The sequence below is a fragment of the Dyella tabacisoli genome (assembly GCF_003350925.1).
Taxonomy (GTDB): Bacteria; Pseudomonadota; Gammaproteobacteria; order Xanthomonadales; family Rhodanobacteraceae; genus Dyella_C; species Dyella_C tabacisoli.
The window spans coordinates 541,898-564,584 of record NZ_KZ857175.1 but is presented as its reverse complement, the minus strand read 5'-3'; the positions used below and the strand labels follow the sequence as shown (position 1 = coordinate 564,584).

At 59.7% G+C, this 22,687-nt stretch carries 22 protein-coding genes and 1 tRNA gene; 6 read left to right on the top strand and 17 right to left on the bottom strand.

The annotated features are described in order from the left end of the window. Window positions 1–21: 21 nt before the first annotated feature. Window positions 22–405 (top strand): VOC family protein, encoded by a 384-nt coding sequence (locus DVJ77_RS09450; RefSeq protein ID WP_114845216.1) that lies wholly within the window; start codon window positions 22–24, stop codon window positions 403–405. Window positions 406–463: 58 nt separating this feature from the next. Continuing rightward, window positions 464–1,393: a 2-dehydropantoate 2-reductase gene (panE, locus tag DVJ77_RS09445; RefSeq protein WP_114845215.1), complete on the top strand. Its 930-nt coding sequence runs from the start codon at window positions 464–466 to the stop codon at window positions 1,391–1,393. A gap of 34 nt (window positions 1,394–1,427) precedes the next feature. On the opposite strand, the gene DVJ77_RS09440 is transcribed toward panE, so the two are convergent. The 9 genes from DVJ77_RS09440 to DVJ77_RS09400 all read right to left on the bottom strand — a co-directional run bounded on the left by DVJ77_RS09440 (window position 1,428) and on the right by DVJ77_RS09400 (window position 8,017). Then, a complete protein-coding gene (locus DVJ77_RS09440; RefSeq protein WP_114845214.1) occupies window positions 1,428–2,066 on the bottom strand; it encodes a DUF6348 family protein in 639 nt (212 codons plus the stop codon). A 40-nt stretch (window positions 2,067–2,106) separates the two neighbouring features. Next, entirely contained in the window at window positions 2,107–2,436 is a 330-nt protein-coding gene (locus DVJ77_RS09435; RefSeq protein ID WP_114845213.1) for a hypothetical protein, read from the bottom strand. Window positions 2,437–2,466: 30 nt separating this feature from the next. Further along, on the bottom strand, window positions 2,467–3,825 hold the full coding sequence (locus tag DVJ77_RS09430) for a tryptophan--tRNA ligase (protein ID WP_114845212.1): 1,359 nt from the start codon (window positions 3,823–3,825) through the stop codon (window positions 2,467–2,469). Window positions 3,826–3,849: 24 nt separating this feature from the next. After that, on the bottom strand, window positions 3,850–4,764 hold the full coding sequence (rocF, locus tag DVJ77_RS09425; protein ID WP_114845211.1) for an arginase: 915 nt from the start codon (window positions 4,762–4,764) through the stop codon (window positions 3,850–3,852). A 47-nt stretch (window positions 4,765–4,811) separates the two neighbouring features. Then, window positions 4,812–5,213, bottom strand: a complete 402-nt coding sequence (locus DVJ77_RS09420) for a rhodanese-like domain-containing protein (protein WP_162791427.1) — start codon at window positions 5,211–5,213, stop codon at window positions 4,812–4,814. Window positions 5,214–5,397: 184 nt separating this feature from the next. After that, window positions 5,398–5,473, bottom strand: a tRNA-Thr gene (locus DVJ77_RS09415). A 32-nt stretch (window positions 5,474–5,505) separates the two neighbouring features. Then, on the bottom strand, window positions 5,506–6,228 hold the full coding sequence (locus DVJ77_RS09410) for an SPOR domain-containing protein (protein WP_114845209.1): 723 nt from the start codon (window positions 6,226–6,228) through the stop codon (window positions 5,506–5,508). A 53-nt stretch (window positions 6,229–6,281) separates the two neighbouring features. Further along, window positions 6,282–7,049, bottom strand: coding sequence for a type III pantothenate kinase (locus DVJ77_RS09405; RefSeq protein WP_114845208.1), 768 nt, complete (start codon window positions 7,047–7,049; stop codon window positions 6,282–6,284). Continuing rightward, complete coding sequence (locus DVJ77_RS09400; RefSeq protein WP_114845207.1) at window positions 7,046–8,017, bottom strand: biotin--[acetyl-CoA-carboxylase] ligase; 972 nt, start codon at window positions 8,015–8,017, stop codon at window positions 7,046–7,048. Before DVJ77_RS09400 ends, DVJ77_RS09405 begins: the two co-directional genes overlap by 4 nt. 288 nt (window positions 8,018–8,305) lie before the next feature. Here DVJ77_RS09400 and DVJ77_RS09395 point away from each other — a divergent pair, with 288 nt between their 5' ends. Continuing rightward, window positions 8,306–8,611, top strand: coding sequence for a hypothetical protein (locus DVJ77_RS09395; protein ID WP_114845206.1), 306 nt, complete (start codon window positions 8,306–8,308; stop codon window positions 8,609–8,611). Between the two features lie 6 nt (window positions 8,612–8,617). Then, a complete protein-coding gene (locus tag DVJ77_RS09390; RefSeq protein WP_114845205.1) occupies window positions 8,618–9,388 on the top strand; it encodes a M90 family metallopeptidase in 771 nt (256 codons plus the stop codon). A 29-nt stretch (window positions 9,389–9,417) separates the two neighbouring features. On the opposite strand, the gene DVJ77_RS09385 is transcribed toward DVJ77_RS09390, so the two are convergent. The 6 genes from DVJ77_RS09385 to DVJ77_RS09360 all read right to left on the bottom strand — a co-directional run bounded on the left by DVJ77_RS09385 (window position 9,418) and on the right by DVJ77_RS09360 (window position 15,853). Beyond that, complete coding sequence (locus DVJ77_RS09385) at window positions 9,418–10,848, bottom strand: ATP-binding protein (protein ID WP_417323629.1); 1,431 nt, start codon at window positions 10,846–10,848, stop codon at window positions 9,418–9,420. Next, window positions 10,796–11,488: a response regulator transcription factor gene (locus DVJ77_RS09380; protein WP_114845204.1), complete on the bottom strand. Its 693-nt coding sequence runs from the start codon at window positions 11,486–11,488 to the stop codon at window positions 10,796–10,798. Before DVJ77_RS09380 ends, DVJ77_RS09385 begins: the two co-directional genes overlap by 53 nt. Beyond that, entirely contained in the window at window positions 11,488–11,814 is a 327-nt protein-coding gene (locus DVJ77_RS09375; RefSeq protein WP_225427913.1) for a PepSY domain-containing protein, read from the bottom strand. Before DVJ77_RS09375 ends, DVJ77_RS09380 begins: the two co-directional genes overlap by 1 nt. Before the next feature lie 94 nt (window positions 11,815–11,908). Next, window positions 11,909–12,895, bottom strand: a complete 987-nt coding sequence (gene dusA / locus DVJ77_RS09370; protein WP_114845202.1) for a tRNA dihydrouridine(20/20a) synthase DusA — start codon at window positions 12,893–12,895, stop codon at window positions 11,909–11,911. Between the two features lie 1,718 nt (window positions 12,896–14,613). Further along, window positions 14,614–15,297, bottom strand: a complete 684-nt coding sequence (locus tag DVJ77_RS09365; protein WP_114845201.1) for a DUF4336 domain-containing protein — start codon at window positions 15,295–15,297, stop codon at window positions 14,614–14,616. 145 nt (window positions 15,298–15,442) lie between these two features. Next, window positions 15,443–15,853 carry a hypothetical protein gene (locus DVJ77_RS09360; protein ID WP_114845324.1) on the bottom strand — a complete coding sequence of 137 codons (411 nt, stop codon included), beginning with the start codon at window positions 15,851–15,853 and terminating at the stop codon, window positions 15,443–15,445. A gap of 149 nt (window positions 15,854–16,002) precedes the next feature. Here DVJ77_RS09360 and DVJ77_RS09355 point away from each other — a divergent pair, with 149 nt between their 5' ends. Both DVJ77_RS09355 and DVJ77_RS09350 read left to right on the top strand, forming a co-directional pair. After that, entirely contained in the window at window positions 16,003–16,599 is a 597-nt protein-coding gene (locus tag DVJ77_RS09355; RefSeq protein ID WP_162791426.1) for a TetR/AcrR family transcriptional regulator, read from the top strand. Between the two features lie 220 nt (window positions 16,600–16,819). Then, window positions 16,820–17,362, top strand: a complete 543-nt coding sequence (locus DVJ77_RS09350; protein WP_114845199.1) for a pyridoxamine 5'-phosphate oxidase family protein — start codon at window positions 16,820–16,822, stop codon at window positions 17,360–17,362. 217 nt (window positions 17,363–17,579) lie between these two features. On the opposite strand, the gene DVJ77_RS09345 is transcribed toward DVJ77_RS09350, so the two are convergent. Both DVJ77_RS09345 and DVJ77_RS09340 read right to left on the bottom strand, forming a co-directional pair. Continuing rightward, a complete protein-coding gene (locus DVJ77_RS09345) occupies window positions 17,580–20,417 on the bottom strand; it encodes a TonB-dependent receptor domain-containing protein (RefSeq protein ID WP_114845198.1) in 2,838 nt (945 codons plus the stop codon). Between the two features lie 404 nt (window positions 20,418–20,821). After that, complete coding sequence (locus DVJ77_RS09340) at window positions 20,822–22,585, bottom strand: S53 family peptidase (RefSeq protein WP_225427912.1); 1,764 nt, start codon at window positions 22,583–22,585, stop codon at window positions 20,822–20,824. Between the last annotated feature and the right edge of the window lie 102 nt (window positions 22,586–22,687).

Here is a 22,687-nt window from a genome sequence, read left to right as displayed (position 1 = left end):
CTCCATCGACGGGATCGCGCCATGCATCACAGCCGCCTAAGCACCCTGGTACTCGACTGCCATACCGATGACTTGGCCGAAGCGGCCACGTTCTGGAGCAAGGCACTCGGCAAACCGATCGTCACGCTCGATCAGGACGGCGACGGTAAATACGCCGAACTCGAAACCGCCGCCGATGAGCCCATCATCCTGCTGCAAAAGGTCGGGCACGATAGCCGCCTGCACCTGGATATCGAAACCGATGATCTCGAAGCCGAAGCCGCTCGACTGGAACAACTCGGCGCCAAGCGCATCGCTTTCGTGCGCGAACGTTGGTGGGTGATGGAAGCGCCGAGCGGCCATCGCTTCTGCGTAGTGAAGTCGCAGCGCAAAACATTTGGCCCGCATCTCAACCAGTGGAAATAAGCACGCCCCACTCATCACGGCGTGGCCGCGTGGGGTAGCAAAAAAGGAGATTGGACAAGTGCGTATTCTTATCGTCGGCGCCGGCGCCACCGGTGGTTATTTCGGCGGGCGCTTGCTGGAAAGCGGCCGCGATGTCACGTTCCTGGTGCGCCCTGGCCGTGCCGCATCGCTGGCGCGCGATGGATTGATGATACGCAGCAGCACCGGTGATGTGACCCTGCCCGCACCGCCCACCGTACTCGCCACTGAACTGCACGACGCTTACGATCTGGTTTTGTTGAGCTGCAAAGCCTACGACCTGCAAAGCGTCATGGAGGACATCGCGCCCGCCGTTGGTCCGCACAGCACGATCTTGCCCCTATTGAACGGCATGCGTCATCTCGATCTGCTCGATACCCGCTTCGGGCCGCAGCGCGTGCTTGGCGGGCAATGCATCATCGCCGCCACCCTCGATGCCGCAGGCGTTATTCAGCACCTCAACACCTCGCATAGCCTGAGTTTCGGCGAACGCGACGGCGCCGATTCCGAGCGCATTCGCACCATCGCGCAAACCATGGCGGATGCGCGTTTCACGCCACGCGCCAGCACCACGATCTTGCAAGACATGTGGGACAAATGGGTGTTCCTGGCCACCCTCGCCGGCATCACCTGCCTGATGCGTGCCTGCGTAGGCGACATCGCCGCAGCACCCGGCGGCACCGCGACCACCCTGCGCTTGCTTGAAGACTGTCTCGGCGTGGCCGAACAAGCAGACCATAGACCCAACGAGGGGGTCTTGCAGCGTGCACGCCATATGCTCACCGAGCCGGGCTCCACGCTGACCGCATCGATGTTGCGCGACCTAGAGAGCGGACGCGTCACGGAAGCCGATCATGTGATTGGCGACCTGATCGAACGTGCTCATGGCGAGACACCACTGCTGCATATCGTCTACGCACACCTGAAAGCCTATGAGGCAAGGCGTGCGCACACATTGAAACTGCCTTAATAACTGACCTTAGTAACCGGCCTTGGCCATCGGCTTAGTAATCGCGGATGTCCAGTACGACGAAAGCCCTTACCCGATAGGCCTGCTCGGCCACCGGCCAAGTCAGCGACAGCATGGCGCGATCGCCGGCGGGCCAGGGCGCGTTGTCGAGTAAAGTCTCTACGTCCACCGCACCATCGTCGCCACGGCGATAGAAGATGCGAACCCAATGCGCTTCGGCGGTCAGCGATTCGTTCTTCATCGCATCGGCCAACACTCCGGCCATTTCCGGCGCTGCAATGTCGGCACCTTGCACTGAGGCAGGCCCGATAAAAACATCCCAACTGCGCACACCGATATCCCAGCTCGCCAGCCGCATCTTGCGATCGTCAGTGACGTACCAGCACGCCGCGAGCAAGACATAGAAATCGCTTTGCACGAAACGATTCAATGCGTCCTGGCAGGCTGCCTCACCTTCACCGGAACCGGCAAAACTCTCCTCGATGCAGCGCTCTTCACTGAGCGCCACGTCAATATCCAACCGACCGGGCTCGCCGGCCTTGCCTTCATGCCAGGACGCGCGGATCGCCGGAAAATCGTCATCGGTTATCAGCCAGTCTTCGTCCGGCTGCAACTCGACGTCATGTCGCTCGAACAAGCGAATCAGAAAATTCTGCAGCGCTGCATGGTTCATCGGACATCCCAACGTTCGTGCGGGTGAATACAAAAAGAACTTAAAGCCTGTTACGACGCCAGATCATATGGCGAACGATCATCGCCACCAGCAACACGACGATACAAGCACCGTAGCCATAAAGCGCAGGCAAGACCTGCTGCCAGATAGCACCGCTCGACGGGCCGAACTCACCCACCGGGGCCGGCACGGTCGCCGCCTCGTACCCCATCACGGCGCAAAGTACCGATGCCAATGCGGCGAGCAATAACATCACGAAATCAAATACCCGCCGTGCGGATGTGCGCGGCAAACTTTTGGGATAAGCCCAATAGGCCCACCCCAATATCAACAACCAAGGTGCAAGCAACAGGATGGCGAGATAACGCATGGTTTAAGAGCCTGTCGGTGCTCGCCGCATTTAATCCTGGGCGGCGAGCTGATCCAGTGCCTCACGCAATCGCGCGATGGCTTCGTCACGTGCCGGCTCATCGCGGTAATCGGGAGTACTGGCGATCTCTTCACCGTCGATGCCCAGCGCCACGCCATGCGCTCGCACAGACAGCGCGGCAGCCACGGCACCGAGACTCTTCAAACGCTTTTGCACGACGCCGGCAGCTTTCGGATCGGCAAACGATTTGGATAGCAGCAACTCCTCGCCCTCCGCGGAGAACAAGCGAAAACGGAAGCTACCATCGTCATCGCGGAAACTGGCGATGCGCGGCATTTTGTCCGTCTTCGTGGCCGCTTTCGCGGCAGGCGCACTGAGCGCAGCCCCCGAACCCATACCGATCGCATGACGCAATTCGGCAATATGAGGCGCCGAGATCATGCGTGCTTTACGCGCACCTTCACGCAAGATCTCATCAATGGCTGCCGGCTTGGCAATCAACGCTTCATAGCGCTCGCGCATGGGCGCCACATCAGTTTCGATTCGCTCGAACAACAACTGCTTGGCCTCGCCCCAGCCGATACCGTCCTCAAGCGCCTTACGGAATGCCGCGGTCTCCGCCTCGCTGGCGAAGGCTTGAAAGATAGTGAACACAGCAGAGCTATCCGGGTCTTTGGGTTCACCCGGCAGGCGCGAATCGGTGACGATACGCATGATCGTTTCACGCAAATGCTTCTGCCCGCCGGCAAACAACGGAATGGTGTTGTCGTAGCTCTTGGACATCTTGCGTCCGTCCAGGCCGGGCAAGGTCGCCACCTGCTCCTCGATCAGTGCTTCGGGCAGCACCAGAAACTCGCGACCGTAGATATGATTGAAACGCTGCGCGATGTCGCGCGCCATCTCGATGTGCTGAATCTGATCGCGCCCCACGGGCACCTTGTTTGCATTAAACGCGAGAATGTCGGCCGCCATCAACACGGGATACATATACAAGCCCGCGGTAACACCGGCATCGGCGTCCTCGCCCGTTTCGACGTTTTTGTCGACGGCGGCTTTATAGGCATGCGCGCGGTTGAGCAAACCCTTGCCGGTAACACAGGTAAGAAACCAGGTCAGCTCGGGAATTTCCGGGATATCAGACTGCCGGTAAAACGTTACGCGCTGCGGATCGAGGCCGGCGGCCAACCAGGTCGCGGCGATCTCCAGCCGAGAACGCGCGATGCGCGCCGGATCATCGCTTTTGATTAGCGCGTGGAAATCGGCCATGAAATAAAACGCATCCACATCGGCGCGACGGCTGGCGGCAACCGCCGGGCGAATCGCCCCCACGTAATTGCCAAGATGCGGGGTGCCGGTGGTGGTGATGCCGGTTAGTACACGAGTCTGCATATCGTTGACTTTATTCTTAGGTGTTTAACGAATAAGGGTGGACTTGCCGAACAACGATTCGATGAGATCCACCGCCAGACGCGCCGTCTGATTGCGCTTGTCGAACGCAGGATTCAGCTCAACGATGTCAACCGAAGCGACGCGACCCGCATCGGCGATCATTTCCATGCACAACTGCGCCTCGCGGTAGTTGGGACCGCCGCGCACCGTCGTACCCACACCTGGCGCAATGCTCGGATCGAGAAAATCGACATCAAAGCTGACATGCACGTGGGTATCGTCATCGATACCCGCCAGCGCCTCCTCCATGACCCGTTTGACGCCAGCCTCATCGATATGGCGCATATCGTGAATGGTAATTCTGGCTTCGCGCACCAGACGCTTCTCCCCCTCATCCACCGAGCGAATACCGATCTGACGGAATACATCGGGCGTTACCGTAGGTGAACTGCCGCCCAGCTCGGTCAACGCCTGCGGCCCCTGCCCGCACAGGCAAGCCACCGGCATGCCGTGGATATTGCCCGACGGCGTAACTTGGGCGGTATTGAAGTCGGCATGCGCGTCCAGCCACAGCACGCGCAGTTTTTTGCCCTGCTCACGGCAGTAACGCGCCACGGCGGTGATCGAACCTATCGCCAGGCAATGATCGCCACCCAGCATGATCGGCAGACGGCCCGCATTGAGCTCTTCATAAATAGCCGTATAAACCGCCGTATTCCAGGCAACCACCTCGGGCAAGTGGCGATAACCATTCTCTGGCGGCAGCCACGGATTCATCGGCCCCTGCAGATTGCCGCGATCGACCACCTCCAGCCCACGCCGCGTCAACTTCTCGGCCAACTTTGCCACGCGCAAAGCCTCCGGCCCCATCGAAGCGCCGCGATGGCCTGCACCGATATCGGTGGGGACACCAATCAGGGAAATAACCTGCTTGCCCATGCTTCCTCAGTCTGTCTGGATATCTGCGTACCTCGGAATACGAGGTTTCAGGGAACGGTTTGGGGGGAAGGCTCCGCGCTCTCGCGTACCAACGGCAACCGCTGCTGCCGCCACGCATTCATGCTGCCTTCGAGCAGTCGCACATGGCTGTAACCCTGTGCCTGCAGTATTTCCTGCGCATGTGCAGCGCGACGGCCGGATACGCAATAGACCACGATCTCGCGATCACGCGGCACACCCAGCGCCGTATAACGCTCGGCCAATTGCTCGACCGGAATATTCAATGCATCGGCAATATGACCATCGCGATATTCATCGCTGTGGCGCACGTCCAGCAGTAGCGGCGCCTCACCGGCGCGCTGCGCTTGCACCAGCGTCGTGATCGCCACGGGCGCATCGGCGGCTACCGCCATCTGCACGCAGGTCATGCATACAAACGCGGTCAACACGATAGAACGCCATGTTTGTCGAGGGCTTCTCATGCGAAAAACGCCAACGAGACCCCGAATTGCTCGCTATTCATCAGTCCAAGTCTACAGGAACCGTTTAAGCCGTTACCGCATCGGCTGCTGCCTGGACAGGGCATTCGGAGGCGCCATGGCGCAGCCCCTTGCGCATTGCGCGCTAAATCCATGGTGCCGGCACCCGGATTCGAACTGGGGACCTACCGCTTACAAGGCGGTTGCTCTACCAACTGAGCTATGCCGGCGCATGGGCCGCGCAGTTTAGCAGGCAAGACATTCAAAAACACCCGGTGCTGTGCGAGCCCACGCCGCTGCGGATACGCGTGCGCCAATCGAAATGCGCATTGTCGGCAATCGCCAGATCCAGCCAATATTCGGGCACGGTCTCGGTGCGTTCGATCATTTGCGCGGGGAAGCCGCTGGCGACTACTTCGTCGCGGCGCTTGCGCGCATTGGCCGGATCCTTGAACAGGCCAAGCGAAATCGTGTTCGACTGATCGCCCGAACTCACCACGAAATAGTCGCCAATGTTCGCGGCGCTGAGTTTGCGGGCCTGCTCAAGCGCCCGGTCGCGGCTGCCGCTGGACGGCAAATGGACCCACCAACCACGCGTCTGCGTGGTTTGCTCTTGGCGCGAACGCATGCGTACCGCCTGCGCGCCCAGCGCAGTGCGGGCATTGCGCAAATCCACCTGCGTAGCGAACGGCCCCAAGGCCGTGCAGGTGTAACTGTTGGGACGGGACGGCGGCACCGGCGCGGCGACGGGGGCGGCCACCGCCTGCGCGGGTGCTGGAGCCGAGGTTGGCGCACTCGTACCAGACGCCATGGCAGCCCCCACCGTCGCTGCCGGAGCCACGGGACGCTCCGACAGCAGCTTCAAGGCAGGCACGTCAGGATCGGTGGCGCTGCGGCCATGGGCATCGTCCTGTCCGAGCCACAGCCAGGCGCCCACGGCGATATTGAATGCAATCAATAGAACGAAGAGCAGGCGCAGAAACATCGGCGATCCACATGCAGCCAGCCTGAGCCGGGGCGGAAGTTATAGGTAGGAGTCTAAGGAGATGACATCGCCGATGTATGTGCATTTGCCCACACCGCCAAGCCACGCAACACCCCATCTGGCAGCAACTGCGCGGGCTGCGTCAACAAGGGCAGCAATTGCTCCGCATCGCCGCCGCCGAGGTTAATAGCCATGGCACCACCGAGTTTGGGCGTCATTCGCGCCATAAAGCGCTCGACCAGCGCCGCGGCGGCCTGCCAGCAGCCGGAAGCCACGGCATCGGCCGTGTTATCGGCCGCATCCAGCACCAGCCCAGGTCGCTCCGGCCGCACGCGAGCGGTGGCGCCCAGCAGCGACTGCTGCATCAACTGCGGGCCTGGCGCGATCAAGCCGCCCAGATGACGACCATCGGCGGCCAGCGCATCCAAGGTCAACGCGGTACCCACCCCGACCAGCACACAAGGCGCACGTCCCTGGTCATAGGCAGCCACCATCGCCAGAAAACGATCGACGCCCAGCCGCTCCGGCTCAGCGTAAGCATTGCGCACCCCACAGGCTTCGGCAGGGGTGCGCAGCCAGTAAGCCGATTGCGCATAGCGGGTGCTGATGATGGACGCGACCAACGCTTCTCGCGCCGCATCGACGACCGAAGCACCCCATACCTGCTGCGGCGCGGGTAAGCCGCGCCAGTCATCAGCCAGAATGGTGCCGACATCGTCACTCCAGGCCACCGCGCCGCGTGCCACCTCAACCGAGGCGCTTTGCAGCACCCACTTCAATCGCGTATTGCCCAGATCCAGGAGCAATCTCGACGGACTCATACGCGTCGAACCGTAACGTCGGCACTGTCGATCTGGCGCAGCCCGGTTTCCGTTTGCAGCAGCAGGGCGCCACGTGCATCCACCCCCGCACCGGTACCGTCAAGTTCGCCCAGCGCACCATGCAAACGCAGCGATTTGCCGCGCAGCAAATCATGCTGGGCGTACTCCTCGACGAAGCCCTCGAAGCCATTGTGTTCAAATTCGCTCAGGCCCTCGACCAGTGCCGCGATCAAGGCCGCCGCAGCGCGGTTACGGTCCGGCGGCGTACCTCCACACAGGCTTGCGAGATCCGTACTCGGCTGCCCGGCTTGCTCGCGCAGTTGCGCAGTCAGGCGCAAATTGAGGCCAATGCCGATGACTGCTGCACAAGGGCCTTGGTATTCACCGCTGAGCTCGACCAGGATGCCGCCCAGCTTGCCATCGGCCGCGAGCACATCGTTGGGCCACTTCAACCCGGCGCCAGCGACACCTAATGTATTGAGCGCGCGCAGCACGATCACCCCAATCGCCAGTGATAGCCCAGACAAAGAGGCGAAACCGGAGTCAAACCGCTTGAGGCAAGACAGATAAAGATTCAGCCCTGGCGGCGACAACCACGGGCGGCCACGGCGACCACGGCCGGCACTCTGCGTTTCGGCCAGCACCATGCTCAAATCGGTGATTTCCACGATGCGGCGCTGTAACTCGCTGGAGGTAGAGTCCAGCTCCCAATGCAGCTCCAGCATGCCCAGTCGCTTGCCTACCGTGGCTGGCAAAGCCGCCCGGATAGCCTGTTCATCGAGCATCTGTACCGACCAAGGCAGGCGATAACCGGCCGTGCCGCGAGCTTCGATCGGCACGCCGCGAGTACGCAGCGCCTCCACCTGTTTCCAGATCGCGGCGCGCGTCACCCCTTCGCGCTCGGCCAACGCCGCACCCGAAATGGCCTCGCCGCCGGCCAGCGTGGAAAGCAATTGTCGTGCCTGCATCAGCGTGCCGTGCCTGGGGGGAGAAACAGAGCTGCGCGATGGCTTGCGCCGAGGAAATCATGAGTCTTATACATGGGCGGATTCTAGCCCGGCTTGCCAAGAGAGCCACCTAATTCCGGCGCCGGACAGCAACCGAAGAAAGTCCCTGTGGGAAGCGGGTTGCGAGCCTTATAGGCCTCATGCCGCCCACGCCCCATAGATCAGAGCATCCCTGGGGAGCACTGGCATCCCGCCATCGTTTCTGCCAGGATCTCTTGCTCGACTTATGGGTCCAGGGGTTGGCTTGCCATGAGTGTCAAGCGGTTACTGCTCGGATGTGCTCTCTGCGTCGTCGGCATCCATGCCGCAACGGCCATGGAAGCGGACACCCAGGATATGGCCGCTGCGCAGCACTCAAGCACTGATTGCACCCCGGCCAAAGACAACAGCAACGGTGGCGATGCCACGTATATCGGGCACGAAGTGGCGCCCCAGGTCGGCCCGCCTTCGGCCGGCAACAGCGATGGCGGCTCGCACAGCAATTCACCGGCCACCCCCAGCGGGCGCCGACTCAGCCTGGGCTGGCAATCCTTGCTTCCCGGCTCGATTCAGTAACTGTCTTTGACGCCGAGTGACTGGTGGCGACGTTTTCGGTCGCAGTTCGAACCTCCCGCCATCCCTGATCCGTTGTGGCGCCGAGCCTTGGCAGCCTGTCCGTTGGCGCTTCGCCTGGACCCCACCCGACAAGCCGCACTTCGGCAATTGGCCACGGTCTTTCTTGCCCGCAAGCGCTTCCATGCCCTGGCTGGAGCCGAGCTGGATGAACGCCTGCGCCTGCTGATAGCGATGCAAGCCTGCTTGCCGGCGCTGCAACAAGGCGTACGTGCCTTGCGCGGCTGGAACGAAGTGCTGATCTACCCCGGTGAGTTCAAGGTGCGCCGCAGCCATCATGACGAACGCAGCGGCGTGGTCAGTGAAGCCGAAGACGTGTTGATTGGCGAGGCGTGGGAGCACGGCCCACTGGTGCTGTCACTCACCGATGTCTGGCTGGACCTGGAGCAACCCTGGGATGGCTACAACGTCATCATCCACGAGATGGCGCACAAGCTGGACATGCTGGACGGCCCGGCCGACGGCGTGCCGCCCTTGCCGCCCGGCATCGTGCGGCGCGTCTGGATCAACACTTTTCAGCGCGCCTACGATGACCTGGTTGCCGAGACCAGCCGCGGGCGTGAAACCCTGATCGACCCCTATGCCGCCGAAGGCGCTGACGAATTCTTCGCGGTGGTCAGCGAGATGCACTGGTCGCAACCAGGCCTTTTGCAACGCAGCGAACCCGCGGTAGCCCAATTGCTGACGTCTTACTACGGACCTTCGCCGGCGCCGTTCTGATTTTGTACGGCCTGATTTTGTACGGCCTGTCAGCTCGGCGGCAGTTTCACGCTGAAACGAGCCCCACCAAATTCAGGCGAGCGGTCCACCGACAGATCGCCGTGATAGGCACGAATGATGTCTTGCACAATCGACAAGCCGATGCCGTGGCCTTGCACACGCTCATCGCCACGCACGCCGCGCTGCAGCACCTTCTCGACTTTATCGGCATCGATGCCCGGCCCGTCATCTTCCACGCTCAGCCACAAACCTGGGCGCTGCCGGCCGACCTGCGGCTCCATCTTCACCACCAGCAACACGCGGTGGCCCGCCCATTTGAAGGCGTTTTCCAAGAGATTGCCCATCAGCTCAAGCAGATCTCCGCGTTCGCCATAGAACACCGCGCCTTCGTCGATATCGAACTCGCACAAGACGTTCTTGGCTGCGTAGACCTTCTCCAGACTTTGCACCAGATCTTCGGCATGGGCGGGAATCGCAATCGCGGTCGCGAAAGTCTGCCGGCCCGAGGTCGCCGCACGGGCAAGCTGATAAGCCACCAGCTCGTCCATTCGCCGCACCTGGTCGAGTACGTCGCCGCGCAATGCGGTGGTGTCATCGGCCGCCTCCAGGCGCGAACGAATCACTGCCAGCGGCGTCTTCAAACTGTGTGCCAGGTCGGCCAGGGTATTGCGATAACGCGCACGCTGCTCGCGCTCGCTGTCGATAAAGGCGTTGATACGCTCGGTAAGCCCTGTCAGCTCCTGTGGATACTGGCTATCCAGACGCTCGCTTTCACTGCGCTCGACACGACTCATCTCGGTGGCGACTTTGCGCAAAGGCGTAAGGCTCCAGCGCAGCAAGATCAACTGCAGCAGAATCAACATCACGCCCAGCGATGACAGCCAGAACACCAGACTGCGCCGCACCTCGGCATTCTGGCCTTCGAGTACATCCTCGGTCTGCGCCACCATCAAGGTGAGGTGCACCGATTTTTTCTCCGGCGTATCCATCGCCACGCCATAGCTGTAGTAATACAGCCGCCCCATGCGGGTATCGATGGGGCCGAATTGACTTTGACCCGGCTCCAGCTTCTTCAAAAAACTGAAATCGCGCCCAATCGCCGAGGTGGACTCCCATTTGGGACCGTTGTCGACCAGAGCCACGGCATATAGCCCGGAGCCCGGGCGCGAAAAGCTCGGGTCGGGTGGCGTATCGGGCAACAGCACTTTGCCGAAGCGGGTGACTTCGGTGCCGGACAAATAGGCAGTTACGAAATTTTCCAGGCGATCTTGCTGATCCTTCAGCACACTATCGGCATTGATGCGCGATAGCGTCAGTCCGACGACGCCAAGAAAGGCCGCCAGCACCAACCCGGTGGCCAGTGCCGCACGCGCCGCCAATGAAAATGGGCGGCGCGGCGGCGTAGGCTCATTTGTCGTCGCTATCGCTGCGGGGGATGGCAAAGCGGTATCCGCGTCCACGTACCGTCTCGATGGGTTTGAGGATGCCTTCAGGATCTAGCTTCTTGCGCAGACGGCCGATAAACACCTCCAGCACGTTCGAATCGCGATCGTAATCCTGCTGGTAGATATGCTCGGTCAGGTCGGCTTTGGAAACCAGCTCACCAGCGTGCAGTATCAGATATTCCAGCACCTTATATTCATAAGTGGTCAGATCGACCAGTTTGCCGGACGCCGATACGGTCTGCGCGGTGGTATCGAGCCTGATCGGGCCGCAAGCCAACACGGGCTTGGACCAGCCACTGGCGCGACGAACCAGCGCATTAATACGCGCCAGCAACTCCTCGACATGAAACGGCTTGACCAAAAAGTCATCGGCGCCGTACTTGAGACCTTCGACCTTGTCCTGCCAGCTACCGCGCGCGGTCAGGATCAAAATCGGATAACGCCGGCCGGATTCGCGTAATGCCTTGACCAGATCCATACCGGACATCTTGGGCAAGCCCAGATCGATAATCGCCAGATCGAATGGGACCTCTTTGCCCAGATACAGACCCTCTTCACCGTCTTGGGCAGCATCGACGGCAAAGCCGTCGCGCTTCAGACGTGCGGCAAGCGTCTCGCGTAACGGGGCTTCGTCCTCCACCAAAAGGATGCGCATCAATTTTTCTCCTTGTTGCCCTCGCCGTCACCGGCCGGGTTCTTGGTTGAATCTGCGGAAGCTGGACCCTTGGCCCCCTCGGTTGTCACCGTCATCACGCGCACATGCCCCGAGGGCGTGAGCACTTTGATGCGGTGCTCGAACGAGCCACGCCCTCGCCGTACTGTACTGGCCGACAGCACCTTGCCGCCCGTCTCACGCTGAACCTGGCTAACCGCCTGCTCCAGCGTAATGACCGGCTCGCCCGCCTGCGCCAGCACGGGGCTTGTCAACGCCAAACCAGCCATGGAAAACAGCAACATTCCTATGAGCTGTGTGATTTTCATCGCTTATCTGGTCTCGGGAAAGGCCATAAAGCGGCCCCAATTCCGTTCAGCTTATGTAGTCGCGGCTGAATACTGACCGGACAGACACTCGCTGTCACGCAGCAACCCGCTCTCGCTGTGGCGCCAGTGCCTGCTCCATAAGCTCCCAGCCAGCACCGGGCAAATGGGCGCCCTCGCTCAAGGTACGCCGAAAACCGCGTGCTCCCGGCTCACCCTGGTATAGCCCCAGCACGTGACGACTGATGTGCTTGAGCGCCGTACCGCGCGCCAGTTCAGCCTCGACATAGGGCTGCATCCGCTGCAGCACGTCCGCCCGCTCGGGCAGCGGCTCGCCATAGAGCGCCGCCTCGACCTGGGCCAGCAAATAAGGATCGTGATAGGCGGCGCGGCCCAGCATCACGCCATCGACCTGGGTAAGCTGCGCCATCACCCCCTCAACGGTAGCAATACCGCCATTGATGACCACCACAAGCTGGGGGAATTCGCGCTTGAGCCGGTACACCCGCTGATAATCGAGCGGCGGAATCTCACGATTTTCCTTCGGGCTCAGGCCCTTCAACCATGCCTTGCGCGCATGCACCACCAACACCTCGACACCGGCAGCCAGCATGGTTTCGGTGAAGTGCTGCAGATCGGCATAGTCGTCCTGGTCGTCCACGCCGATACGACATTTCACCGTCACCGGCACATCCACCGCATCGCGCATCGCCTTGACGCAATCGCCGACCAACGCCGGCTCACGCATCAAACAGGCGCCAAAACGACCCGATTGCACACGATCCGAAGGGCAACCCACATTGAGATTGATCTCGTCATAACCCGCGTCGGCGCCAAAACGCGCCGCCAACGCCAACTCCTGCGGATCGCTACCGCCCAACTGCAGGGCCACCGGATGCTCTTGCTGACTATGCTCCAGCAAGCGCATCTGCCGCCCCCGCACCAGCGCGGCACTCGTCACCATCTCGGTATACAGCCGCGCACGCGGCGACAGCAGCCGGTGAAAATAACGGCAGTGGCGATCCGTCCAATCCATCATCGGGGCAACGGATATCTTGAAATCATTTGGTTTGAGGCCATGCATGGGGCGCATTCTACCTGGGCAACGGATGTGCCCGCCTGTTGCCACTAGCTCTGCCCTCACGTGAAACACCGCTGGCGCGGAAAGAACTACATCACGCTTCCAGCATCCGTCTACTACCTCCGTCCCGATTTTCGGCGCATGCAACTTGCGAATCGGACGATTGATTCGATACGCGAGCCTCCACCGAAACATGCGAGAACATGCCTAGATGCGGGACATTTGGACTGCACATCGGATGGATCGGACTTACGATTGAGGAAGCCTATAACCTCTTCGAATCCGGCTAATTTCTCAACAGCCTGTTAGGCGCGTCACACAATTAAAGTCCCCGGCTTTGCCAGGGACCATTTACTCAGGTCATTACGTCAGCTTCAGGGGGAAGGCGGCGCCATTGTCATCGTAAAGCCCTGGTACTTGTGGTTAGTAGTTTCCGTTGGCTGCCATATACCTTGACCGGTCCCTTGCCCATTCGCATATCGACCAACCCACATTCCGTCGAGAGGGTTCCAATCGGAATCATCTGGGCAGTAAACACCAAACAGCATGCCAACACTAACATCGGCCTTTGTTTCTCCCCAGCATATTTGTGTTCTTACTCCATTACTGTTGTTGAAATGATGTCCCTTAGCTGGGCCAGTTGGACTCAAAGGACCGAACTCAAATACAAATGTAGTTTGATCGTCATTGTTTGTGCAGTTCCACGTGGTGTTTGCCAAGCTCTTTACCGATGTCATCTTGCGCCTCCTCAGCGAGTTTAAGGACGTAATTCATGACGAATGGACCACCTACCGCATCACTCAGTGAACTTGCCTTACCTTCCAGCCCCCTTGAAGTGGTATTGGTGCCCCCCGCAGCCGCGAGCGGCAAATGTCTTTCTAAAGACAATATAGTCACTGAAGCCTTTCGAGCCGTAATTGAACGACACTGAACTATTAGCGAGCAGAATAAAGGCCGCCCTTCGTCGCCAATGACGCCGGTTATGGCTTGATGCTCAAGAGCGATGGCAATTGACTAATGCTGGTAATGCCGCAAGGCTGAGACGGGTTAATCATCAACGGATATTGGATCGATATCGCGTTGGTGACCTCCGACATTGTGCGGATGTTGCTTTGCGCCAATGAGCTGGCGGACCACAAGAAGAATCCAGTACATAACAACGCAACAAAGTTCGGTGAGCGGCCCCATTGACCCCGCATCACAATGCGCCACTTTTTATAGCTATTTTCACGAAAGAGCAGCCCGTCCACTCCCATTCGTATACGATGAAACAAGCTATTTTGTGAAAGTGGCGTGAAGAATGATTCTCGACGACGGGATACTTGTCTATGCATCAGCGACTCAGAAGGCAGTCAGCTGACCACCACAAAGCCGCCAGTCCAAGTGCCAAGAGAACCACGCCTGACCAACGATTGGCGACGTAGTTTCATCTTTTTTTGCATGCAAGCGATTGAAGTCTCTCAACCCAAAGATTATTCGCTTTGATTGCTGAATACGGCACTAGGCACATACCACCGGAGCGTTGCGTACATTTTCGGACCAGCTCCCGAAGAGGCGGCAAAACGAGCTTACAAGCAAAGATTGCCGGCATCAGCATTCCATGCCGGCACACTCAAGCCACCCTGACTGATTGATGCCGCCGCGCTCGCAAGCTATCTAGATGCTCTGAAGGCCAGAGCCGCACACGAATGGCGCAGCTAAAAATGCGTCAAGGTCGAACGCTAATTGCCATCGAAACAAGCGAACGCCTTCTTCACTGCGGCGTAAGCGTCATCTTCAACGATGGCGTTGTGAGCGGTGACGACACGGACGAAAGGATAGTCGAGAATCTTCGCCGCACTTATGCGCGCGGCCGCGCGATCCCTGACCAGCCATCGAATGGTCCGCGGTACAGCAAGTCGATTTCGGACCCCGGTAAACGACGCAAATGCCTTTGCTGCGAACGACAAGTCGCCTTGCCAGTACTGACACAGGTCGGTGACGATGAGGGTGCCGGACGGTTTGTGAAACCAGACAGTTTCGTTGCCAAACGGAATGCCGTCGAAAAAAGTCTGATCGAGATCCCGAGCCCACTCGGGCTCGACCGACCGGCTCAGCTCACGCATATTCGTCAAATCGGGCCGCTTGTGAAGGAGCCCTGGGGCACCGAACAATGCGGCGTCAGGAAACGCCGCGACGCACTCTGGCACGAACAGATGATGCGTCTTGCTGGGCGCTACGATGTACCGCACGTTCCCAAGGGCGGCGAGTTGTGAATGGACGGCTGCCGATACGGGTACCGGGGAATGCAGCCACAGCGATGAGTCCTGAAGTCGAACGATGGTCATCCGCGACGACACGCGCAGGCCACTCGCTACGAAGTGATGTTGAAGATGCCAGATATCGGGCGCGATTGCTTTGAGCATGGCAATAAGGCTACTTGCAGTAAGTTAGAGGCGACGACGCAAAATAGCCCGCATCGTCGAACGAACCGGCTTCATACCGGGCAGTGCTGAGAATCGCATTCGCAAACCGCACTTAGGGACTGGAGCGCTGATGCCACTCCAATCATCAAGCCCTCTGCTGCTCGCCGTCTCCAGCGCGGATGCCGCCCCACAGTGCAAGCAGGCCAACCGGCAGCAGCAACATCCACTGCGGAAGTTCGAGTAGGAGCCCTTCTTCGGGCCGTATCGATGCAATCACGATAAAAACCCCGCCGAACCCAAGCCAAAGCACTGAAATGAAGAGGGCCAGATGGCGAGATGCAGAGGCGTAGCGAGGGAGCGCGGCAACAAGTAGAGCAACCGATGTCAGGGCCAGTGTGGCCGAGACCAAGTGCCAGACGGCGTACAGAGTAAGTTTTGGGGTTAGGTCAAGCGAAGATGCCAGCAAGGGAGCGGCAACGGTCACTCCACCGGCAAGGATGTGGACAATCGCTGTGAAGGCCGCCAGCAAAGCGGAACAAAGGAGTGGCTTGTTCATGGGTGGCTCTCGATATTTAAACCCGGTCTCGGGATAGGCGGCACGCTGGCAGGGGACCATCACAGCTCATGCTCGCGCCGCTTGATTTAGATATTAGAGGCTAATATATTTTATCGATGGGCAGACAAGCAATCTTTAGTGAAGACGACGTGATCGCCGCAACGGCGCGGATCATTGCAGCCGATGGCCCCGCCGCCGCTACGGTCGGCGCGGTAGGCCAGGCGCTGGGAGCGTCTAGTGGCTCGATTTATCATCGCTTCAAAACACGCAATGAGCTGCTGGGCCGAGTGTGGCTTAGCACCGCCGCCGAGTTTCAGAGCCGCTTCGTAAAGGCCCTTGGTGCGTCGGATCCAAGGCAATCCGCGATCGACGCCGCGTTGATGGTTCCGCGCTGGGTCAGAGAGGATCCGGTGGGTGCCAGCATCCTACTGACGCACCGGCGCGAAGATTTTCTTTCCAGCGATTGGCCCGCCGCCATGACCGCTGACGCTCAGATGCTCGCGACCCAATTGAACACAGCGCTGCAAGACATCACACACCGCTTGTTCGGAAGAAGCTCGGCGCCGCGGGTGCGCGCAGTGACCTTCGCACTGGTGGACATGCCGTATGCCGCTGTGCGCCACTACATCGCGCGCAAGGAAACACCACCGAGCGACGTCGATACGCTGTTGAGGGCCGCCTGCGAGGCGGCCCTCGATTCTGCTGGAGCGCCCGGCCCCGGCTTCGATGCAGCCCGCAAGGCGTAAGCGAGAAACGATCCCGGCACCATCCCCATTGGCCAGATCATAGTGCTCAACTTTGCTTCCAATTCCTTTCGCGTGATGCTCTGGAAGCTGCTCGACTCGCCGGGTCTAGACGACATGTTCCACCCGTCATTCTGGCAGCCAGCAGTCATTCACGCCTGACGGCACGCGGCGGTGAATCCGCTGAGCTTAATACCATTGAAGTTCGTTAAAAGGATGACGTGTGACACCCCATCAATATCTCGAACAAGCCCGCGCTATCGTCGCGAACTGTGAACTCTGTTTCGTGCTCACGCCCAACGACGGCGAGGTGAATGCTCGCGTGGTGCAGCATCTCAAGGTCGACGACGATTTGAGCGTGCAATTCATGACCAGCCGCAAGACACGCAAGATCCGCGAGTTGACGCGCGCCGGCTCGCTTAGCCTTACATTCCTCGACGAGCCGGGCCGCAGCTACGTTACCTTGGGTGGTGACGCGATGGTGAGCGATGACCCGGCGGTCAAGGAAGCACTGTGGCGAGAAACGCTACGACTCTGGTTCCCAGAGGGGCCTCATCACCCAGATGTCGTCGCCGTCACATGCAGGCCCCGCTGGATCGAACTGTGGTCTCTACGCCGCGGCATCGCTCCCGAGCCGAAAGGTCTGAATTCCATCCGTCTGGTGCAAGGCTCCCATGGCTGGGAGACAACCGTAACGTCGCCCCCTGATGCAGGCGAAGTCCACCTCCTCGAACCCGCTGACGTCGCCGAGACACCCTCTGATTGATCTTCGCTTAGCCAGGATCTCCACCATCGCCAGATCAAGACCAAAAGCGGAGACAGACATCCGGTAGCTTCAGACACTGCGGGATCGCAGGCTTTTTGCGTTTGCTTAGATGCAACCCGCAGCCTTTGGATATCAAAACGGCGAAAGGCCAGCGCTCAACGCGCTGGCCTTATTTATACCCTTCGCGGAATGAGTGGCGCCGAGAGCAGCGCGCGCGTTACCGGCTACCGCCGAAACGGTAGGTTGCCTGCAGCATGATTTGACGCCCGTAGATGTTGTAGTTGTAGTTGTTGAAATACGGGAACGTACGGCTTTTGCGATAACCCGGATCCTGCGGCGGCATCTTGTTGAACAGGTTGTTCACCATCAGGGAGAAGTCCAGGTCCTTCGTCGGCGAATAGCCCACGCTCAGGTTGTAGAGAAACCACGGCGGCAGGCTGCCGGCACCCGGATAGCTTGGACCATAGGTGAACGCGATGTAGTTGGGCGTCGGGCTGTAACGATGCATATACAGCGTGCTGCGCCACGTATCGTGCCACGACCAGCTCAGCGACGCCGTGGTGATGTTCTTGAACTCCGTGCTCCAGAGGGGATTGGTAAGCTGATTGATCGGCTGCGAACCCGGATATTCCTGGTACGAGTGCTTGAGCATGCCGTTGTAATCGAGCTGTACCGCAAAGGTGCCGATACGCGTTGGATTGAACGCATACTTGGCCTCGGCCGTCACCGAGTCGGTGACCTCGTTAGCGATATTGACGTAATACAAATCCAGATTGGTGACTTGACCGGTAAACGGACTGCGGGTGATCTGCCCGTAGGCGCCCTGGCAGATGGCCGAATCGGGCGACAACTGGCCAAGCCGGCATTGCGATTCCTGCCGCATCAGCAGATCGGAGCTTTGCAACTGGATTTCATTGTTGATGGAAATATGCAGGTAATCCGCGCTCAGACTCAGGTTGTGGATCGGCGACCACACTGTGCCAAAGGTAAAACTGGACGAATTGGTAGGTTGCAACTTCTTGTTGGGCAATACATTGATCTTCACGCCCTCCGTGTAGCCTGAGGAGCAGTTCTGACCACCCCCTTGGGTCGCGCATAGGTAGTAGTCGGTGACGCTGTTGAACTGCCCGGATGGCCCCAGGAAGATCGACGACATGTCCGGCGCGATGAAGCCCGTCGCGTAATTGCCGCGAACCAACAGCGTGCTGAACGGCCGGTACTCCAAACCGACCTTATAGGTGAACTTGTTGTTGGGTGATCCGCTGGAAACGGTGTAGCGGTCGTAGCGCCCCGACAGATCCACCGTGAGCGAAGACAGTACCGGCATGTTCAACTCGAACGCCGATGCGTAATGATCGCGCTGGCCGCCACCGGAAACACCTGTATTGCCCCAGATCAGCCCGTTGGCCACCATCGGGTTCACCGGGGCGTACCAGGCCTGGTTTCCGCTTTCGAGCAACCACGCAAAGCCAGCATCGCCACCCGGCAGGCGAAATAGGCTGTCGTTGTTGATGGTGCCGCGGAAGTTGTTGATCCAGGTGTTGTACTTGGCGCTGATATTGGTGGTGAAGCTCTTGTACTGCGCGGTCGAGATGGGCGAGTAGAACGCCGCGTAATTGGGGTGATACATGTTGTAGCCGGTGCTGGGATCGACCCCGACCACCGGACCCAATATGTTTCCGAAGAAGCCATCCACGGCCGCCGCCGGATGTAGCGGACTGACGTCGGTGGTCCGCTCGCCAGAACGCAGGTAGTACGCATCCCAATTCCAGTTCGATTCGCCGAACTTTCCGTTGGCTCCGACATCACCCTGATACATGAGATCGTTCTGTCTCACCAGGCCATTGGAATTGTTGCCACCCACCTCCTCCGGTGCAAAGAAGCGCTCGGGGGAGAGCACGTGCAAGGTGTTGGCATCCTCGATCACGCCACCCGGAAGATCCTTCGGCCCCCACCAGTTGTAAGCGATGCCCGCGGTGAATTTCTGTTGCTGCCAGCTCGTCAATACATCTGCGTAGAGGCGCACGTCGTCATTGAGCTTGTAGCGCAACTTCAACGTTCCACTGTAACTGCGATCCTTGTTGATAAAGGTGCCGTAGCTGAAGGTTTTCGGCGAGCCGCAGAAAGAGCCGTTGCTGCGGTTTACCAGCGCCGTCGTGCCACCGAACAGATTGCTTATTGCAGCGCATCCGTTGGGCGGCGCCTGAAAGCTCGTCGGGGACGAGTAGTTGACGCCGTAGTCCCACATGGCCGCGACAATGATCGGGCGCGGCGCCGCCGAGGTCAGGTCGCGCTGGTAATACCACGCGGGAGACTGATTATCGAACTCCAGTGTGCCGAGCATGTCCAGGTCGCCGAACTTGTGCCCGAACGCCAACGACATGCGCTGGCTCGCACCGCCGCCATGACTGTAATTGCCGGTGCGCACGCTGACTTCGGCACCATCCATGTGTTCCTTGGTGACGATGTTCACCACACCCGAGATGGCTTGTGAGCCATAGATCGATGACCCGCCACCCGGCAGGATGTCGATATGGTCGATGATGCTCAACGGGATATTACCGATGTTGGTGAAGTCGCTGACGCCGCCGTAAAGCTGGCCAAACTGCGTGATCGGCTTGCCGTCAAGCAGGGTCAACGTGTACCCCGGATTCAGTCCGTAGAAACTGAACGTCTGGGACCCCTGATTGAACCCTGGCGTTTGCGAGCCAGGTACGGTCCCCGTGGAGAAAACCGAATTTTGCAGAACCTCCGCGACGCTGTTGAAGCCGCGCGCTTCAATGTCTTTCGCCGTAATCGTAAATGTAGGCGTGGCCGTCTGAATCTGTGCGTTGTTGATGAGCGAACCACTGACTATGACCGTATCGAGCCGTTTGGCTTTCTTCTTCGGGTCGTTTTTCGATGTATCGCCGGATGAATCGGTAGTCGTATCTTGTGACGACTTTGCCGTGTCCTGCGTAGATGCCTGGCCTGATGTGACATCGGCAGCGAAAACCTGCGCACAGCCGAACGCCATGGCCGCCACGATAGCGGCCGCGAGTTTTGAATACTTCATGTTTCTCCCCAATCTCTCTTGATGGATGTGTTGCTTTTTGTCGAAAGCCGACTTACAGAAAAGACCGCATGCCCCATCCCCACGAGGTCATGCTTCGCCTTGCCAACTGCACGCCACGCGGGTGAGCCATGGCGATCGAGATTGCCTGGTGACGCGCCGACGCGTGGCCCTGGCTATATGAAAGACGACATAACGACTGTTCATCGATATGGACGTCTATTCATTTCTTCACGCGGAAAGTAAAAAGCCGCCATCCCCGCTAGTCCCGGGGTGAAGGAGCGAGAGTTGGAGGAACTCTCGCGGGGATGACGGCGAACACATGGATTCGTAGCGCCCTGAAGGCGGCACCGGCGTTCAACCCGGTGCCACCGCACCTCGCTTCATTGAGAGGGTCCGGCAACACCTCAGCGCTGGAATTGCATCCCCGTCGCCAACGCGCCGGCGTTCCAGGATCCCCAGCCTGAGGCCTGGTTGTACTTTCCGGGAACGACCGAGTAAGCCCCGTTGGAGCCACCCGTCAGCAGGTTGTAGCAGTTGATACAGTCGCCGCGGATCCCTTTCACTTGACCCTCGCCGATGTCGTAGAAAGTCTTCTGCCAGAAGTACGGCGGGATGCCGCTCTGCAACAGCCTTGCGTACGTCCCCGCCAACAGCGGAGCGGCAAGACTGGTGCCACCGTACACGGCCCATTGCGTCTGGTAGGTGCCGGTGCTGTCGTAACCACCGATGATGATCCAGAGCCCGGTATTCGGGTCGCCATCCATGACGAAATCCGGCGTGCCGCGCATGGCACCGACGACGGAGGCGACGGCGTCCTGATAATGCGGCCGCGGCTCCGTGGCGGCCGGCCCGCTCTCGCTGCCTTGCCACAGCGTCTCGTGGTCATAGGCGGAATAAGAGTTCGCCGAGTTGTACAGCGTCGATGCGCCTACCGAGACCACGTACGGTGAACTGCCGGGAAAACCCGTCGAGCTTTCACCACCCGAGCAACCCGGCTTGCCGCCGTAATCCTGAGTGATGGCGAACACGGTAAACCCCTTGGCTACCGCGACCGAAAGCTCCTGATCCCAACTGCGGCGGAGATCCTGGCCGATGTCTGCGTCGCAGGTCGCTGCGTACGAAAGCGAGATGGTCGAGCGATTGTCGTTGATGGCAGCCGTCACTGCCGCCAGTTCGTCACCGAGATCGGTCGACGGCGCCGAATAGAAGTCGATCTCCTTCAGGCCGCCGGACATGGTGGCAACGGCATCCACATCGAGCACGGCCTCCGTTTGCGCCTCGTAATCACCGGCGGTGTAACCGGTGGGATAGCTCACCTTGAGCGGGATAGCGTTGAAGCCATAGGCGCTGGCCCAGGTCTGATACAAGTAAGTCGTGTTGCGTTGGTCGCCCACGCCGATCACCGCTACCGCCTGTCCATTGGCAGGTGCCAGATTGCTGGCGCCATACAGCGACGGGAAGTCCGTGGGTGCATGAACGCATTCCTGGCAAGCCACGGTGCCGGCACTCGACTGCGCGCCGGGCACGCCCTTGTCCTTTCCGTAAGAATGGCCCTTGATGATCGTGGCGACCTTGGCGCCCGACACGCCGCGCTCCTGGAACGAGCGCAGGCCATGTACCGCACTTATCACGCCCGCCAGAGACGAAGGAATCTGCACCACATCGACATTGGCCACGCCCGCTTTGTCGCCACGATGCAGACTGTAGAGACGAGTTTGGAAGGCCGACTGCACATTCGCCGCCGTACCCGACGCCGATACGATCATGTTGTCTTTCGACACATAGATCTGACTGAAGCCGTGGGCGCGCAGAAAGTTGGAAACGCGCATGGCATCGCCATGGTCCGGCAGATAACGTGCTGCCAGCTCGCGGTCGGTCAACGGCTGCCTCACGCGTGAACGCACCAGGCCAGCCACCTGTTCCAGCTCGGCCTGTTGGCGCATTTTCAGCACGACGTTGATGTGGATCGGCATGCCGTCGCTCATCACATGAGCCTGGTCGCCAGCTTGCAGCGCGACACCATGGGCAAGCGCAAGGCTCGAATGGCTCACCGCCGCGTTACTGATGGGCGCAGCCTCGTTGGCCAGGGCGGCATTCGCCCCGCCGACGCTGGTCAACACCAATAAACCTGTTATGACTCCCTTCGAAAGCATTGTTGATCGCAACATATTCAAGCTCCCCAATATCGATATGAGATAAGCCATCGGCTGATGGCTTGTTCGTTTCGTGAAGCAACGTGCCGCCAACCCGAGCCCCTGTGCGCTGACCCG